We start from the raw sequence: 16,918 nt of genomic DNA, 5'->3' as shown, positions 1-16,918 counted from the left end.
GAATGGATTTATGGGATTGGCTCGACCTCGCGGTTTTGCAGCCCTTTGTTCCATCCATTGTAGCACGTGTGTAGCCCAGGTCATAAGGGGCATGATGATTTGACGTCATCCCCACCTTCCTCCGGTTTGTCACCGGCAGTCACCTTAGAGTGCCCAACTGAATGCTGGCAACTAAGATCAAGGGTTGCGCTCGTTGCGGGACTTAACCCAACATCTCACGACACGAGCTGACGACAACCATGCACCACCTGTCACTCTGTCCCCCGAAGGGGAACGCCCTATCTCTAGGGTTGTCAGAGGATGTCAAGACCTGGTAAGGTTCTTCGCGTTGCTTCGAATTAAACCACATGCTCCACCGCTTGTGCGGGCCCCCGTCAATTCCTTTGAGTTTCAGCCTTGCGGCCGTACTCCCCAGGCGGAGTGCTTAATGCGTTTGCTGCAGCACTAAAGGGCGGAAACCCTCTAACACTTAGCACTCATCGTTTACGGCGTGGACTACCAGGGTATCTAATCCTGTTCGCTCCCCACGCTTTCGCGCCTCAGCGTCAGTTACAGACCAGAGAGCCGCCTTCGCCACTGGTGTTCCTCCACATCTCTACGCATTTCACCGCTACACGTGGAATTCCGCTCTCCTCTTCTGCACTCAAGTTCCCCAGTTTCCAATGACCCTCCCCGGTTGAGCCGGGGGCTTTCACATCAGACTTAAGGAACCGCCTGCGCGCGCTTTACGCCCAATAATTCCGGACAACGCTTGCCACCTACGTATTACCGCGGCTGCTGGCACGTAGTTAGCCGTGGCTTTCTGGTCAGGTACCGTCAAGGTACCGGCAGTTACTCCGGTACTTGTTCTTCCCTGACAACAGAGCTTTACGACCCGAAGGCCTTCATCGCTCACGCGGCGTTGCTCCGTCAGACTTTCGTCCATTGCGGAAGATTCCCTACTGCTGCCTCCCGTAGGAGTCTGGGCCGTGTCTCAGTCCCAGTGTGGCCGATCACCCTCTCAGGTCGGCTACGCATCGTTGCCTTGGTGAGCCGTTACCTCACCAACTAGCTAATGCGCCGCGGGCCCATCTGTAAGTGACAGCCGAAACCGTCTTTCAGCTTTCCCTCATGTGAGGGAAAGGATTATCCGGTATTAGCTCCGGTTTCCCGAAGTTATCCCAGTCTTACAGGCAGGTTGCCCACGTGTTACTCACCCGTCCGCCGCTGATCTTCAAAAGCAAGCTAATGAAGATCCGCTCGACTTGCATGTATTAGGCACGCCGCCAGCGTTCGTCCTGAGCCAGGATCAAACTCTCCAAGAAAGAGTTATGAGTTAGCTCATAAAGTTAAAACGTTGGCTCATGTTCTTCTATAATAGAAGTCATGATAATTTATTGTTTGTTGACGCTTGTTTGTTTAGTTTTCAAAGAGCAAGTTAGTTAGCGTGTCGCCCAGAAGCGACTTTACTAATATAACATCCGGTGTTTTTCTTGTCAACATCTTTTTTCGAAAAATGTTATCGGCAGTAAAACACTTTTAAGTTTTCAACCGTCTGCCGCGAAAGTGTTTTTGCTGTGTTCCGCAGCGACGGTTATTAATATACCAAGTATTTTTTAAATGGTCAATAGGGTTTCTTTATTTTTTTAAGATAATTTTTCTGTGACTCTATAATATCTATGGAATATCCCTTGTCCTTTTGTTTCGACCTTGACTACATCAAGAACTTTCTTTTCAATCAAATACTCCACAAGAATACCAAGATCTACAGAGTATGGGGCCAACTCTGGATGTGTCATCAATTCATTGAATGACCAGTGCTCTTTACTCTCCATCGATTCAAGCAGATGCTGGCTTCCTACCTTCGTCCTTTTATGGATCAAGAATTCACTGGCCAGGAATAATAGCTCCAACCGCTTTTCTATGGACTCTTCACTGCAAATCAGTTCTTCATATAACTTATAGATCTCCGGTTCAATCTGTTTAACCTGGTGCCATACTGTGATTTCCGGATGGAACCCGTTTTCAATGACCGCTAATCTTGCCAAATGATGAAGTGAATGGACAACATGATTATAAGCATCCAGATAATTAAAGTTGTCAAAGAGTACTTTCCCATCAGAATATCGTCTGATCAATTTAGCAAATTCAATTCCCATTTTAATTTTCCGGCCGAAGAAAGGAAACTCCCTGAGCTCGTGCTTTAGGTTGGCAATCCGTTCATTCCTGTCAAAAACAATCTTGCCATTGTAGAGCCAGTCAAATATTTTTTTGTTATTGCCGATCAGAAGCCAATCATTGATTTGCTTCTCCGTTACAATATGCATTGCTGCTTTTTTATCTTCATAAGAATAATGCTTTACAAAGACAGGATCATTATTTTCTTTTACTATAATAAGCAAGATGACATCAAAAGTATCGGTTGCGGCGATGGCTTTTTGCCTCTTCTCGACCACCACTACTCCTACTGTATTAGGATGGCTTGCACGTTCTTGATAAATCGAACGAAGGATATCCTCCATAATAAACTCCTCCATTTGTTTGTTAGCATATATGTTCGACAATTATATAAAATCTCCTGCATTTTCTCTAGACAATTTTCGACATTCGTTTAGACTTTTTATGATATCTTGCCGCAAATGATATGATATAGTTAGATTTTAGGGAGGGAAATTCCAATGGCAAAGTATTCGAATAAAATAAATAAAATCCGCACCTTTGCGCTGAGCTTAATCTTCATAGGCTTCATCGTTATGTATGGAGGTATTTTCTTTCGCAGTTCCCCATTGGTCATGACCATTTTCATGATCCTTGGATTGCTATTCATCATCGCTAGCACAGTTGTTTACTTTTGGATTGGTATGTTATCGACTAAAACAGTCCAGGTTGTCTGTCCTAACTGTGGCAAACAGACCAAAATGCTCGGTCGTGTGGATATTTGCATGTATTGCAATGAACCGTTAACACTTGATCCATCACTTGAGGGCAAGGAGTTTAACGAAGAATACAACCGAAAACAAAAAAAATAGAACTCGGCCGAGGCCGAGTTCTTTTTATATTGCCTGCTCTGATTCAAAAAAAAGAAACTGATAGCTCTTGCCATCAGCAGTTGGTTTAATGAACTTCCTTTGCAGAACAATCCGGACAAGTACCGTAGATCTCCATTCTATGGTTGCCGACCTTAAAACCCGTTACATGGGAAGCCAGGTGTTCCACCTCATCAAGGCCTGGGTAATGGAAGTCAACGATCTTCCCGCATTGGTCACAAATAACGTGATAATGGTGGGAAGTCACAAAATCAAAACGACTTGAAGCATCTCCATAGGTCAGTTCCTTGACCAATCCAACTTCACGGAATACTCTCAAATTGTTATAAACTGTCGCTACGCTCATATTTGGGAACTTCCCTTCAAGCGCTTTATATATTTCATCAGCTGTTGGGTGCGACATGGAGTTTATTAAAAATTCGAGTATCGCATGACGTTGCGGAGTAATACGGACTCCTGTATCTTTCAAAGTATCCAGGGCTTCTTTTAACTGACTCTGTACCACCGCCATGCACCTCACTTTACTTTAGATTATAATTCTTATTTTATAATATTTATAAATAGTGTACTAATTCCATTCCACTTTTGTCAATATTGCCACATCATAAACATCTACAAATACAGCATCGGATTAATCTTGATGCAATGTCTGCTCCTTTGAACCTAGATGCATATTCACATACCTTGCTGCGACAAACAGGAAGTCAGACAGTCGATTCAAATATGAAAGGACAAGCGGGTTGACTTCCTCGCCCAATTCAACAGCCAGGCGTTCAGCCCTTCTCGCGACTGTCCTTGCTACATGCAGAGTAGCTCCTGCCTGATGTCCACCCGGGAGGATGAAGTTGGTCAATTGCGGAAGAGCCGCATCCCAGGCATCGATCTTTTCCTCTAATTCTTTGATATTCTTTTCCTCAAGAGTCCACTTCACGTCTTTTCCAGATGGGGTAGCAAGTTCTGCACCGACATGGAATAATGCTGTCTGGATTTTATGGAATATCTCCTGCATATCTTCTTTGCCGCTGAAATACTCTCCATTTAAATAACTTAGAGCAAGACCGATCATTGAATTCGTCTCATCACATGTGCCATACGCCTCTACTCGCTTGTCATTCTTGGCTACTCTCGCTCCATAAATGAGCGACGTCGTTCCTTTATCACCCGTCTTCGTATAAATCTTCATCTCCTAGTACCCCCTATCCATGTCAATAACATTAAGATAATCCGAACCTTTTTTTATATATGTATGCAGATTATGTTTAAAAATTTCAAAAGATCTTGGCAGATAGTTTTTCGTAAGGCTTGATATATGCGGCGTTACTGTCACATTTTCCATCAACCAGAATGGGTGGCTTTCATCCAAAGGTTCCACATAAAATACATCAAAATAGGCATGTGCTATCTTTTTTTCCTGAAGTGCTTCCAGCAAAACCTCATCTCTTACCAAATCTCCACGGCCGATATTGATAAATACTGCAGTATCCTTCATTAAGTCAAAATCACTGCCGTCGAGGAGATGCTTTGTTTCATTTGTGCTAGGCAATACCGAAACAATGAAATCCGCCTGTGGCAGGGCAGCTTGATAGTTCTGCATCGTAAGAATTTCGTCAGCCCAATCAGAATCACGGCCACTGCGATTCACACCAATTGTTTTCATATTAAAGGCCTTTGCCAGTCTAGCCACTTCTCCTCCAATTGCTCCTATACCTAGAATGAGCAATGTCTTGCCGTATAATTCTCCCATCGGCAATTTACGCTCCCATGCCTTAGTCTGCTCATTAGCCCAAAGAGACCTCATTTGCTTAACATGCTGCAGCATCATGCCGATTGTAAATTCAGCCATCGGTATTTTATGGATTCCCCTGACGTTGGTAACGAGAATCCCCCGTTTCTTGCAGGCTTCGAACGGCATTCTATCCAGTCCTGCCGACATGACCATGATCCACTTCAACTTATCAGCCTTGTATATAAGTTTTTCAGTTAAATCCTCTCCATAAGTAAGGAAAATTTCCGCATTCAAAAATAATTCTTCCTTGATTCCTTTATGGAATTCAAACTTTATTTGCTGAAATTCCTTTTTCACATCCTCCTGCAAAGTCTTCGGAGGCAGAATAGAGGAGTATATATTCATTCAAACCAAACCTTTCGTTCTATAGTCATATTAATAATTGTATTAATTTTCACTCTTTTAAACAACTTACAAGACTTTATAACATAAAAAAAGGCGGGCTGTTATAGCCCGCTAAGTCGTTTGAGGAGGTATGCCCTAATACAATGATATTCAGTTATCGCTAAAATGAATGGACAGAAGCCTGTATTGATAAAAATAGGCGGCCCATCATTCTTTTACATGATAAAACTTTGCGATTGCCTCTCTGTATGCATCCAGCGATGGTTCCCCCTTAAAGTTCGATAACATTCCCTGGATAACTGGAATCCGCGGTGATTCCCTTTCTGCCTCACTCTCCAGCACATCCAGCGAAACGAATAAGTCTTGATTATGATCAAGATTGGAGATTTCATGCTTCATCTTTTTAATAATCGATTTTATATCCTGAGCATCCGCCTTGAAAAACGCTTTTGTTTTATTGATCAATTCTTTCACTTTTTCTTCAGAGGCGACTGGATTTTCTCCCTCGAGACCATCCACCAGCGAATCGACCCTTCTCAGTATATATCCCACTAGTTCCTCGATCTTGAAGCCATCCGGATTGAAAAGCAACAGCTTCATATATGAATTAAAAAATCCCTCTAGCATGAGAGCCAAATCCCAGAGGTGCGGTTCAGCTTTCTTTCCATAAATGGCACGCAGACTGTTTTGATAATACATTTGCGCTTCATAATACTTGCGAATCATCAATTCCTTTACCTCTTCATTCAGCGGAATTGCCTGTTCTCTTGATTGCATGATAATGAATTCTTTATGTTCAAGCATCGTCGTGAATAACGCAGTCAGCTGAAATGCGAATTTTTCTCTAGGAGGCAGCTGTTCTTTCTCATACGCTTCAAGCTTCTTTTCGATATAGTCAAAGTAATATTCAAGGATTGCGATCAACAAAGCATCCTTTGATTTAAAGTATAAATAGAATGCTCCCTTGGAGATTCCGCTTTCAGTAACGATTTCCTGGATTGAGGTGGATGCAAATCCTTTAGTCGCATATAACTTGATCGCAGCTTCAATGATTGCTTTTTCTTTTTCCTTCACCCTTAAAGCCTCCCCAACTGTTTAAAATAAAAATGACTGACTGGTCATAGTTTTATTATCTTATCCTATTATAGCTTATAGATATAGCGAAATCAGTAAAAAGACAGCCACTAACGGCTGTCCTGTGCTTAAAGGTTTTCTTTTATATACGCAAGGGCCTCTTCAACATGGCCTTTCACTTTCACTTTACGCCATTCTTTTGCAAGATTGCCATCCTTATCAATGATAAAGGTTGACCGTTCAATTCCCATGTATTCCTTGCCAAAGTTCTTTTTCAGCTTCCAAACTCCGTAATCCTCGGCAGTCTTGTGTTCTTCATCAGCCAGTAACAGGAACGGCAAACCGTGCTTCTCAATGAATTTTTCATGGCGGTTGATTGGGTCAGGGCTCACTCCAAGGACTACTGCGTTCAATCCTTCGAAACTCTCATGATGATCCCTGAAGTCACAAGCTTCCGTTGTGCAGCCAGGAGTCATGTCCTTAGGGTAAAAATAAAGGACCACATTTTTACCTGTAAAATCAGAAAGCTTAACCGTTTCTCCATTGCTGGCCGGCAGTTCAAATGCCGGTGCTCTTTCACCTATTGCCAGTGTCATTATGTATCCCTCCAAAATCAGATCTCTTATCAATAGCCTATCTAATTTTAGGTTAGAATACAAATCAAAGACGTGTATTATGATCGCTTTTGGTCAAACATCGCCCTCGTCACAAATGCAGCGGGAATCGTGTAGCCAATTAGCGCTTCCAACACCGCGATTGCTCGCCCTATTCCGACCGGCGCGATATCGCCATACCCAACAGAAAATAGCGTAATGGCACTGAAGTAAAGGCTTGTGGACATCCTTTCATACGAGGACGTGCTCGGGCGCATGCTCACGTCTGACAACACCCAGATCCCTTTCAAATCTAGCAAATAATACAATAGTCCAAAGCCCGCCATCACTGTAGCATAAATCAGCGCAAGCGTGACGAAGTTTTCAAAAGATACCTGTTTGCCTTTAATCTTATGCGGAATGAATAATGTCCTTAGACTTAGAAGTATCGCTAAAATAATCAATATAATCGAAATGTAAAATTGCATATCCAAGCCTCATTTCCTGCTTCTCTCCCTTCACTATACGCTGGTGAATTCACGAGTATGCAAGCAAGTCCATATAGCGGGATATGAGCTAGAAAGTTGATGCCCGTCTGAGTCGCCTCTTCTTTTGATAGCTTTTCTGCGTTTCCCTTCAAACTTGTCTGAAGTTGCTCTTTCTTTGGACAGCTTTTCTTATTTCTCTCTCAAACCTGTCTTAAGTTGCTCTTTCTTTTGACAGCTTTTCTGTTTCTCCCTCCAAACCTGTCCGAAGTTGCCTCTTCTTTTCACAGCTTTTCTGCTTTTGCCTCCAAACCTGTCTGAAGTTGGCTATTCTTTTGACAGCTTTTCTTAAAATCACCCCAAAGCTGTCTTAAGTCACCCTGTCTCCTTTAGATAAGCCTGTCTGAACCAGCACAAAAAAGACCACAGCATGTTTATCGCTGCGGCCATTTATATTTAATTTCCGGCTCCCCGGTATCTTTTAACGCCTTCATTCCAAATGAACACAGACAGACTGAAAAAGGCGATGCCGATCACTGGTGTTAAAAACGAGTAACCGTACCACTCATCGCGGCCGAGGAAGTATGCTGCCGGGTATACTCCGACGAAAGCGAATGGCAAGATCCAGGTCAGCACAAACCGGATTGCCTTGTTATAAATATCTACTGGATAGCGTCCGTAGTTGCCGATATTGTACATCATCGGCATGATTGAGGTCCGCGCATCCGCCCAGAAGCTGATGCAGGCGATCATCACGAATATGCCGGCGTATACAAGAACACCGCCCAAAACGAACAAAACAAACAAGAAAGGATCTGACCAGCTTACCTCAAGCCCGAGACGGCTGCCTGCATAAAACATGACGGCCAGCCCGGTCACTGCTCCGAACAATGATTCCAGCTCCATCCGTTCGAGAATAATCTGAAAAAGGCTATGGATCGGCCTTGTCAGGATCCTGTCCAGCTCCCCTTTTACGATATACCTTTCATTGAAATCCCAGATATTGAAGAATGATGAAAAGAGCGCATACGGCACAAGGAAAAATCCGTAAATAAAGATGATTTCATCACGGCTCCAGCCATTGAGGAATTCGGTATGGTCAAAGACGATCAGGATAAAAATCAAATTGACAGCCTGGAACAATAAATCCGAGAAAATTTCAACAATCAAATCCGCCCGGTATTCGAGCCTCGTTTTCATATACTGGGCGACATATTGAAAAAACATGCTGATGTAAAACATTCGTCACCCTCCCTGTATAATCAGTTGTTTTTTAGCGATGACCCAAAGGACCCGGATCGGGATCAACAAGATCAACACCCAGGCAGACTGGAGCAGAAGCCCTTCAACTACCTGGCTCCCTGTGAATCCATTTGTAAAAATCATGCTTGGGATATAGCTGATTCCCTGGAACGGTAGGAATCCCATAACTTCCTGAGCCCAGCCTGGAAAAAAGCTGATCGGCAAAAGCAATCCCGAAAACAAATCAATTAGGACGCGCTTGGCTCTGATTAGGCCTGTATTATTATATAGAAAGAAAGTGGTAATTCCCGTAAGCAGGTTCAGTTGTGTATTGATGAAAAAGCTAAGCACAATCGAAATCGTGAACAACCCCCAGGTCGCGGCATCCGCCGAAAACTCCATCGGAAATATCAGGGCGACGATGACCATGCCTGGCACCGAGAAAAAGAACAGCCTGAAGATTCCTTCACCAAGCCCCTGCATCGTTTTCATCCCGAGATAGCTGTATGGCCTGATCAATTCAACAGCTACCTTGCCTTCCTTGATTTCCGTCGCCATTTCCCGGTCGATATTGTTAAAATAAAATGCTCTCGCCATCCAGGCAACCGCCACATATGTCGTCATTTGGATGGCACTCAAGCCTTCGATCTCACTTTTCCCGCCGTAAATCGCATTCCAGAGAAAGTAGTAGGCCCCGATATTGATGCTGTATATCAAGATCCCTGTGTAGTAATTGGTCCTGTATGCCAACATCATCAAAAAACGGATGCGGATCATTTCGATATATTTATCCATGCTGCATCATCCCTTTATCATAAATGTTGCGGATGATTTCTTCTGTGGACGGCTCGTTGATTTTGACATCCCTTACCTTATAGGCAGCAACTGTCCGGGCAATCACCTGGGATACTATTTCCTCATCATCCCCTGTCAACGCAGTATAAATCTGTTTTCTTTCATCCAGCTCCCATTTGATATCAAGGTCACCCGTCAACATCTCAAGCCGACTGAGTTCGGCTCTTTCAAGGAATTCAAAACTGATTTCCTTTCCTTCTCCCCATTTTTCCTTCAGGCTTTTCAGCGCGCCATCATAGATGATATTTCCTTCATCAAGCATAACCACTCGCTCGCATAATGCTTCGATATCAGTCAGGTCATGGGTCGTAAGCAAGATTGTCGTATTGTACTTTTCATTGATTTCTTTTAAGAACTCCCTGATTTTCAATTTAACGAGCACGTCCAAACCAATCGTCGGCTCGTCAAGGAACAGGAGCGGTGGATTATGGATGAGCGCGGCCGCAAGCTCACACCGCATCCTTTGCCCCAGGGAGAGCTTCCTCACCGGCTTATCGAGCAACGGTTCAAGGTCCAGCGTTCTGATGACATGATCCATATGCTCGTTATACTGAGCGTCTGAAACTTTATAAACCTTTTTCAATAGACGGAAGGATTCCTGGACAGCAATGTCCCACCAGAGCTGGGAACGCTGGCCGAATACGACACCTATCGTCTGGACGAATCTTTCCCTTTCCTTGTGGGGATTCATGCCATTGACAATGACACTCCCTGAAGTCGGGGTCAGGATCCCGGTCAGCATTTTAATGGTTGTCGACTTACCCGCTCCATTTTCCCCGATATAACCGACCATCTCTCCCTGTTTGACAGTAAAGTTGATATCGTTCACTGCTGGAACGATTTTATAATTGCGTGTAAAAAGATCACGAAAGGCTCCCGATAGTCCGGAACGGCTTGAATATGCCTTGAATTCCTTCCGAAGCCCATTCACTTCAATGGCGTTCATATGTATTTCCTCCTTTGGTCACTCAAACAGTTTAGCCAATCCTCCTGGGTAAAACAAATGCTATGCCTGATTCCTTTTACATCATCGTGGATAGTTTGTATGTCTGATTTACTTTTGAATGTTGTGGATAGTTTATATGTCTGATTTCCTTTTGAATGTCGTGGATAGTTTGTATTTCTGATTTCCTTTTGCTTGGCGTGAATAGTTTGTATGCCAGATTACCGTTTTCTTGGTTGTGGATAGTTTAACCACAAAAAGAAAGAATGTTGAATGACCAAGGGATTGTTAATTCAGACAAAGCTTCTTTTTCGCTGGAAATGAACGAAAAGTGAAACAATCTGTAAAAAATAGAAATAATGTTAAAATAGAAAAGCAGTTACATATAGGAGGTTTTACGATGCAAAGAACGAATTCTGAGCGAATACATACTGAAGCTCTTGAACATATCGTAGGCGGTGTCAATAGTCCATCCCGTTCCTACAAGGCGGTCGGCGGCGGAGCCCCTATCGTGATGGAGCGTGCCCAGGGCGCCTACTTCTGGGATGTGGACGGCAATCAATATATCGATTATTTAGCCGCATATGGCCCAATCATTACTGGTCATGCCCACCCGCATATAACTGAAGCGATTAAAAAGGCCGCTGAGACTGGCGTCCTTTACGGAACACCAACACCGCATGAGGTGAAATTCGCAAAAATGCTCAAGGAAGCAATGCCAGCTATGGATAAGGTGCGCTTTGTCAACTCCGGGACAGAGGCAGTGATGACGACGATTCGTGTGGCACGTGCCTATACAGGGCGGGATAAAATCATCAAATTCGCGGGCTGTTATCATGGCCATTCTGATCTGGTACTAGTTGCGGCGGGCTCTGGACCATCTACTCTTGGAACTCCAGACTCAGCGGGTGTCCCAAAAAGCATCGCCCAAGAAGTCATCACCGTACCATTCAATGATATTGAACCTTTTAAGCAAGCTCTTGAAAAATGGGGCGACCAAATCGCGGCAGTACTTGTGGAACCGATTGTCGGCAACTTTGGAATCGTCGAGCCTAAACCCGGCTTTTTAGAAGAAGTGAAGGAGCTTACCCATCAGGCTGGTTCGTTGATCATTTTTGATGAAGTCATCACTGCTTTCCGCTTTATGTATGGCGGGGCTCAGGACATGCTGGGTATCACTCCAGATTTGACGGCTATGGGCAAAATCATTGGCGGCGGCCTGCCAATCGGTGCTTACGGCGGACGAGCTGAAGTCATGGAAAAGGTAGCACCACTTGGGCCTGCTTATCAGGCTGGAACGATGGCTGGAAACCCTGCTTCCATTCTTTCCGGCATCGCTTGCCTCGAGGTCCTTAAACAGGATGGTGTCTATGAGTATCTTGATCAGCTCGGCGCGATGCTTGAGGAAGGAATCACAGCTTCAGCAAGGAAGCACGGTATTCTTATTACGATTAATCGCCTGAAAGGTGCATTGACCATATACTTTACAACCGAAAAAATCGAGAATTATGAGCAGGCAGAGAACACTGATGGTGAAATGTTCGCACGGTTCTTCAATCTGATGCTTGAGCAAGGAATCAACCTCGCACCTTCAAAATATGAAGCTTGGTTCGTGACCATCGCCCACTCCCAGGAAGATATCGAAGCAACCCTGCACGCAGTTGATCAGGCATTTTATTCAATGGCCAATGAATAAATATACAGTTTTTTATACATAACAGGTGCCAACTCGGTGCCTGTTATTTTTTTTACCCTAAATGAAACCGTTTACATTTCAAGGTGTATTTTATTCCCACCTTCACTTCTGTAACAATCCTCCATCCAAATTAATGTATAATTAATTGATTTCTGAAAATTCTTATGATATGATTGCAATTAATATTTTAAAATTTGCCATTCAAGTGGCCGCTTAAAATCCCTGCTTTAAATTCCCGTCTTAGAGTTACACCCTCATGTACCAAGCTATCAAACAACAGATCATAGATTATTTTTTCAGGAGGTGAAACGGCTTAAAAGACCCTTTATAAGCCGATTTTTATGACAACACAATGGAACCCTTCCCAATTTAGAGAATTTTCAAGATTCGAACACGATGCGTGCGGTATTGTTGCCAGCATTGAAAAAAAGAAAACCCCTACCCGCGAGAATATTTTCCACTGTATCAACGGCCTGGTCACGATGAACCACCGCGCTGGCTTTATCAATGGCGAGGGCGACGGTGTTGGAGTGCACATCGACATTCCACGCGCTCTCTGGAAGGAAAAGCTTTCAGCTGCGGGTGCAGATGTTAATGCCGTCGATAAAGAGCACTTTGTGGTCGGACATGTTTTTATCACAAGGACCGAGCAGGCAAAAACGATTCAGGAAAATCTTGAGGCAAAGCTTGCAGAACAGAATATGGAGCTGATTTTTTCATCGACCGATGTCACTGACTCCGGAGCGCTCGGCCCGATTGCGATTCAGGAGAATCCTGTATTCTGGCAGTTTGCATGCCTTTCAAACGAAGCCGGTCAGGATCTTTCCAGCAAATTGTTTAATATGATCGTAGATTTCGAGAAAAACGAACAGGTGCATGTGGCTTCCCTTAGCCAATACCATGCTGTTTATAAGGTTATGGGCGCTGGTGATATTCTTCCTAAGTATTATCATGATCTGGCAAGCCCGCTCGTAGCATCGACAATGACACTTGGACATAACCGCTATTCAACTAATACTCTATCAAGCTTTTTCCGTGTCCAGCCGTTCAGCGTCCTTGGCCATAATGGTGAAATCAATACAATTGCCAGACTTCGTGATGAAGCTCGCATGGTCAATGTTCCGCTCGTGAAAGACGGCAGTGACTCACAGGATCTTAGCCGCACACTTGAAACGTTTATTTGTCGTGACGGTTATTCATTATTTGAGGCAATGGACATGATGTTTCCGCCAATCATCAATGAAATCAAAGCGTATCCGGAACATTTGCAAGATTTATATACTTATATACGCGAAGCATGGGGCCATTTTGCCCAGGGACCGGCCGGCATCATTTCACGCTTTGGAGATGAAGCTGTTTTCAGTGTCGACGCACTCGGCCTGCGCCCGCTCTGGATGGTTGATACCGAAAGCTCTTACCTGTTTTCATCAGAACCGGGAATTATCCCTTCATCTGACTACACGGGTGACCCGAAACCCCTCGCACCAGGTGAAAAGGTCGGCCTGAAATGGAATGGCGACACAATCGAAGTGTTTGAAATGGAGCAATTCCAGGGTGAAGTTTTCAAGCGTTTCTCGGAACGTCTTGCTTTCCAGGAAGCGCGCCATCGTCTTGAGGGTACGAAACTTAGCAAAACGATCACCATGACATATCCGGATAAGATCCATAACGGACAATATAAAGCATTCGGCTGGGAGCGTGACCATGTCCAATTGGTGGAGCAAATGGCTGAAAAAGGAGCCGAACCAATCCGCTCGCTAGGGCATGATGCCCCCCTTGCTGCCATGAATCCCGAACGTAAGAACATCGCTGATTTCATTAAAGAAAGCGTTGCTGTCGTAACGAATCCGGCAATTGACCGAGATCGTGAAGCTGAACATTTCTCAACCCGGACTGTACTCGGGAAACGCCCTTCCCTTTTCGGCAAATCGGAAACGGGAAAAATCGTAGAATTGCTCACACCTCTTCTTTTTGAAGGAAAAGCAGGCTACGAGGTCTCACAGGAAACTGGCCAGCCAAGCATGGACCAGGTTATCCAATGCTATCAGGATGATAAACTCGCAGCCTATCTGGAAACGGTTTTCCGCAAGGATGAAAGTGTGAAAGAAGCGCTTGAAAGACTTGCCGCTGAGGCAATTGATGCTGTTAAGGAGGGCAAGACATTGCTTGTCCTTGACGATGCAATCGCCCACCAGGAAAATGCTCTTTGGCTGGATCCGCATCTTGTTGTTTCGGCAATCGACCAGGCACTTGTTAAAGAAGGCTTGCGCCGGGACTGCTCACTTCTGTTACGATCTGCATCTTTAAGATCGCTGCATGACATTATCGTCGCACTTGGACTCGGCTCAGACGCAGTCAGCCCGTACTATATGTTCATGACCGTGCTCGATGATTCCGTCAAGCCGCTCGTCAACCTATATAGTGCGTTGACGAAAGGTCTTGAAAAAGTCATTTCTACCATTGGTATCCATGAATTGCGCGGATACGGACGTCTATTCTCGTCAATCGGCTTGAATGATGAAGTATCAGATTATTTAGTGATCGTAAACTTCTTTGGTTCCAAAGAGCTTGCATACAATTTCGAATCAATGAAAGAAGATGCATTGAAAAGAGCAGAAGATTTCCAGAATGAGAAAGAGCGAATCGGCAAGACATTCCACCTCTTCCCTCGTATCTGGAAGGCGATTGGCGAGGTTGCTTCTACTGGAGATTACAGCGTATACCGTGAAAAAATCACCGAACAGGAAGACAGCAACCCTACAACAATCCGTCATTTGACTGGTTTGAAAAAGAATGAGGCAGGTGTCACCCCAGAGGAAGTTGAGCTTGGTGTCGGTGACCACAGCCTGCCATTCGTCATTGCATCGATGTCATTTGGTTCACAAAATGAAATTGCTTTCCGCGCTTACGCAGAAGGTGCCGACCGCTTGAACATGGTCAGCATGAACGGCGAGGGCGGCGAAATAAAAGATATGCTTGGAAAGTACCCGCGCACCCGCGGCCAGCAGGTTGCTTCAGGACGTTTCGGCGTGAATGCTGAATTGCTGAACTCCTCCAACCTACTGGAAATAAAGATTGGTCAGGGCGCGAAGCCTGGTGAAGGTGGACACCTCCCTGGCTCGAAGGTTACGGCTAAAATCGCAGAAGCAAGGAATGCGACAATAGGTTCAGATTTGATCTCACCTTCCAATAACCATGACATCTATTCGATTGAAGACCTTGCGCAAATGATCCATGAGCTCAAGACTGCCAATGACCAGGCACGGGTTGCCGTTAAGGTTCCTGTCGTTCCGAATATCGGTACGATTGCAGTTGGTATCGCAAAAGCTGGTGCGGACATCATCACATTGAGTGGATTCGATGGCGGTACGGGTGCTGCCCGTATCCACGCTCTTCAATATGTTGGGCTCCCTGCTGAAATCGGCATTAAAGCTGCACATAATGCCCTGCTTGAAGCAGGTTTGCGTGACAATGTCGAGCTCTGGGCTGATGGTGGCGTTAAGAGTGCGCAGGATGTCATTAAATATATGCTTCTTGGTGCAAACCGCGTAGGTTTCGGTACGCTGTCGATGCTTGCCATCGGCTGTACAACATGCCGCGGCTGCCACCTAGACACTTGCCATGTCGGCATCGCGACACAAATCGATTCTGAAGCTCAGGCAAAGGAACATGGATTGCGCCGTTTCGTACCGCGCCAGTTCGACCTTGCCGTCCAGGGCATCATGAATTTGTTCACTGCTTTTGGCAATGAACTTAAGTCACTAGCCGCTTCTGCTGGCATCAAGAATCTGCAGGAAGCAGTCGGCCGTTCCGAATTGCTGGAACAGATCAAAGGAAAAGACCTGCTTGATTTGACTTATTTATTGAAGCCACTTGAGATTGGCCAAATCACGCATCAAAAAGAAGCCGCGGCTGCCATGGCATCAGCCCAGCTCCAGGTCGCTGCAGGCGCTGAGTACCTTGATGCTGTTGATGAGGAGCTTCATCAGTCACGTGAATTCCAGGCCGTTACTGCCGAGCAGCGTGTGCTTGCCAGCAGGGTTTCATGCCACCGTGTCCGCGGACGCCTGGATGGATCATACAGAAAGCTGCAGCCAGTCTCGCTCCGTTACAAAGGCTCGATCCTCGGAAACGGACTTGGAGCTTACAACACAGACGGCATCAATATTGAAATTGATGGCGGCGGACAGGACGGAGTCGGCAAGACTTCATTCGGCGGAGCAATCTTAATCGCAAAATCGCCTGGCAAGGACGGCGGTTTCTACAACGGCTCTGTCGGCAAAGGATTTGGCTACGGCGCGCAGAAAGGTTTGCTCGTAGCACAGGGCGATGCCGACGCTCGTGCGGGAATCCGTCTGTCAGGAGCCGATATGGTCATCGGCGGACAGGTGAAAAAGCCTATTCCTGAAAAAGAATTCGGAAATATTGGAACGAACGCTAATATCAAAGGCTTTGCTTTTGAATACATGACAAACGGTCGAGGACTCGTTCTCGGCGATCCCGGACCATGGATTTGTGCAGGAATGACAGGCGGTGTCGTTTATCTGAGACACCAGCCAGAGATGGGACTCACAAAAGAAGCCATCAACCGCCGTATCGCCAAGGGTGCCAAGGTATCCATCGAGACGCTATCAGATAAAGGTATTAAAGATGTAAAAGAATTACTGGCCAACTACATTGAAATGGTCAAAAACCATGACCAGGCAAGCGAAGCAGCTGACCTCGCGCTTCTGCTGGAACATCCGGAAGACCACTTCATCCAGGTCGTTCCTGTCAAAGAGCAAGCAGACCCAGCAGTATCAACTGAATGATTAATGAAAATGGCTCCGTCACTTGACGGAGCCATTTGTTTAGTCATGGATGATTTGTTTCC

Annotated in this window: 13 protein-coding genes and 1 rRNA gene (1 of these 14 only partly in view); 3 read left to right on the top strand and 11 right to left on the bottom strand. The window is 45.1% G+C overall.

Annotated elements, in window-relative coordinates; all coding sequences use genetic code 11:
• Positions 1 to 1,304: ribosomal RNA gene (locus LGO15_RS05685) — 16S ribosomal RNA — on the bottom strand; it reaches 246 nt to the left of the window's first position.
• Positions 1,305 to 1,625: 321 nt separating this feature from the next.
• Positions 1,626 to 2,501 (bottom strand): nucleotidyltransferase-like protein, encoded by an 876-nt coding sequence (locus tag LGO15_RS05680; RefSeq protein WP_167834526.1) that lies wholly within the window; start codon positions 2,499 to 2,501, stop codon positions 1,626 to 1,628.
• A gap of 156 nt (positions 2,502 to 2,657) precedes the next feature.
• Here LGO15_RS05680 and LGO15_RS05675 point away from each other — a divergent pair, with 156 nt between their 5' ends.
• Positions 2,658 to 3,008, top strand: coding sequence for a YgzB family protein (locus LGO15_RS05675; protein ID WP_167834527.1), 351 nt, complete (start codon positions 2,658 to 2,660; stop codon positions 3,006 to 3,008).
• A gap of 85 nt (positions 3,009 to 3,093) precedes the next feature.
• On the opposite strand, the gene perR is transcribed toward LGO15_RS05675, so the two are convergent.
• From perR to LGO15_RS05630, 9 genes are all read right to left on the bottom strand, one after another.
• Positions 3,094 to 3,537 carry a peroxide-responsive transcriptional repressor PerR gene (gene perR, locus LGO15_RS05670; RefSeq protein ID WP_209438095.1) on the bottom strand — a complete coding sequence of 148 codons (444 nt, stop codon included), beginning with the start codon at positions 3,535 to 3,537 and terminating at the stop codon, positions 3,094 to 3,096.
• Between the two features lie 120 nt (positions 3,538 to 3,657).
• Positions 3,658 to 4,209, bottom strand: coding sequence for a cob(I)yrinic acid a,c-diamide adenosyltransferase (locus LGO15_RS05665; protein WP_167834528.1), 552 nt, complete (start codon positions 4,207 to 4,209; stop codon positions 3,658 to 3,660).
• A gap of 3 nt (positions 4,210 to 4,212) precedes the next feature.
• Complete coding sequence (locus LGO15_RS05660) at positions 4,213 to 5,109, bottom strand: D-2-hydroxyacid dehydrogenase (protein ID WP_318999825.1); 897 nt, start codon at positions 5,107 to 5,109, stop codon at positions 4,213 to 4,215.
• A gap of 255 nt (positions 5,110 to 5,364) precedes the next feature.
• Entirely contained in the window at positions 5,365 to 6,231 is an 867-nt protein-coding gene (locus LGO15_RS05655; RefSeq protein WP_226087054.1) for a TetR/AcrR family transcriptional regulator, read from the bottom strand.
• 128 nt (positions 6,232 to 6,359) lie between these two features.
• The gene (gene bcp, locus LGO15_RS05650) at positions 6,360 to 6,827 is read right to left on the bottom strand and encodes a thioredoxin-dependent thiol peroxidase (protein ID WP_167834531.1); all 468 of its coding nucleotides are present in this window, start codon (positions 6,825 to 6,827) and stop codon (positions 6,360 to 6,362) included.
• A 77-nt stretch (positions 6,828 to 6,904) separates the two neighbouring features.
• A complete protein-coding gene (locus LGO15_RS05645) occupies positions 6,905 to 7,312 on the bottom strand; it encodes a potassium channel family protein (protein WP_167834532.1) in 408 nt (135 codons plus the stop codon).
• A 453-nt stretch (positions 7,313 to 7,765) separates the two neighbouring features.
• Complete coding sequence (locus LGO15_RS05640) at positions 7,766 to 8,551, bottom strand: ABC transporter permease (RefSeq protein WP_226087053.1); 786 nt, start codon at positions 8,549 to 8,551, stop codon at positions 7,766 to 7,768.
• 3 nt (positions 8,552 to 8,554) lie between these two features.
• Complete coding sequence (locus LGO15_RS05635; protein ID WP_226087052.1) at positions 8,555 to 9,346, bottom strand: ABC transporter permease; 792 nt, start codon at positions 9,344 to 9,346, stop codon at positions 8,555 to 8,557.
• A complete protein-coding gene (locus LGO15_RS05630) occupies positions 9,339 to 10,352 on the bottom strand; it encodes an ABC transporter ATP-binding protein (RefSeq protein ID WP_226087051.1) in 1,014 nt (337 codons plus the stop codon). The genes LGO15_RS05635 and LGO15_RS05630 overlap by 8 nt, the downstream gene beginning before the upstream one ends.
• A 397-nt stretch (positions 10,353 to 10,749) precedes the next feature.
• Between LGO15_RS05630 and LGO15_RS05625 the strand changes: the two genes are divergently transcribed.
• Together LGO15_RS05625 and LGO15_RS05620 are read left to right on the top strand one after the other, a co-directional pair.
• Positions 10,750 to 12,045, top strand: a complete 1,296-nt coding sequence (locus tag LGO15_RS05625) for a glutamate-1-semialdehyde 2,1-aminomutase (RefSeq protein WP_226087050.1) — start codon at positions 10,750 to 10,752, stop codon at positions 12,043 to 12,045.
• 341 nt (positions 12,046 to 12,386) lie between these two features.
• On the top strand, positions 12,387 to 16,856 hold the full coding sequence (locus LGO15_RS05620; RefSeq protein ID WP_226087049.1) for a glutamate synthase-related protein: 4,470 nt from the start codon (positions 12,387 to 12,389) through the stop codon (positions 16,854 to 16,856).
• The last annotated feature ends 62 nt before the right edge of the window (positions 16,857 to 16,918 follow it).

It is taken from the genome of Mesobacillus sp. S13 (assembly GCF_020422885.1).
Lineage (GTDB): Bacteria > Bacillota > Bacilli > Bacillales > Cytobacillaceae > Mesobacillus > Mesobacillus selenatarsenatis_A.
Note: the sequence above shows the minus strand (reverse complement) of the source record. Positions and strands in the feature narration are given on the sequence as shown.

Bases quoted from the DNA above. Each gene is read 5' to 3' on its own strand.
- LGO15_RS05680 (WP_167834526.1), bottom strand. From the start codon at position 2,501: ATGGAGGATATCCTTCGTTCGATTTATCAAGAACGTGCAAGCCATCCT.
- LGO15_RS05675 (WP_167834527.1), top strand. From the start codon at position 2,658: ATGGCAAAGTATTCGAATAAAATAAATAAAATCCGCACCTTTGCGCTG.
- perR (WP_209438095.1), bottom strand. From the start codon at position 3,537: ATGGCGGTGGTACAGAGTCAGTTAAAAGAAGCCCTGGATACTTTGAAA.
- LGO15_RS05665 (WP_167834528.1), bottom strand. From the start codon at position 4,209: ATGAAGATTTATACGAAGACGGGTGATAAAGGAACGACGTCGCTCATT.
- bcp (WP_167834531.1), bottom strand. From the start codon at position 6,827: ATGACACTGGCAATAGGTGAAAGAGCACCGGCATTTGAACTGCCGGCC.
- LGO15_RS05645 (WP_167834532.1), bottom strand. From the start codon at position 7,312: ATGCAATTTTACATTTCGATTATATTGATTATTTTAGCGATACTTCTA.
- LGO15_RS05640 (WP_226087053.1), bottom strand. From the start codon at position 8,551: ATGTTTTACATCAGCATGTTTTTTCAATATGTCGCCCAGTATATGAAA.
- LGO15_RS05635 (WP_226087052.1), bottom strand. From the start codon at position 9,346: ATGGATAAATATATCGAAATGATCCGCATCCGTTTTTTGATGATGTTG.
- LGO15_RS05630 (WP_226087051.1), bottom strand. From the start codon at position 10,352: ATGAACGCCATTGAAGTGAATGGGCTTCGGAAGGAATTCAAGGCATAT.
- LGO15_RS05625 (WP_226087050.1), top strand. From the start codon at position 10,750: ATGCAAAGAACGAATTCTGAGCGAATACATACTGAAGCTCTTGAACAT.
- LGO15_RS05620 (WP_226087049.1), top strand. From the start codon at position 12,387: ATGACAACACAATGGAACCCTTCCCAATTTAGAGAATTTTCAAGATTC.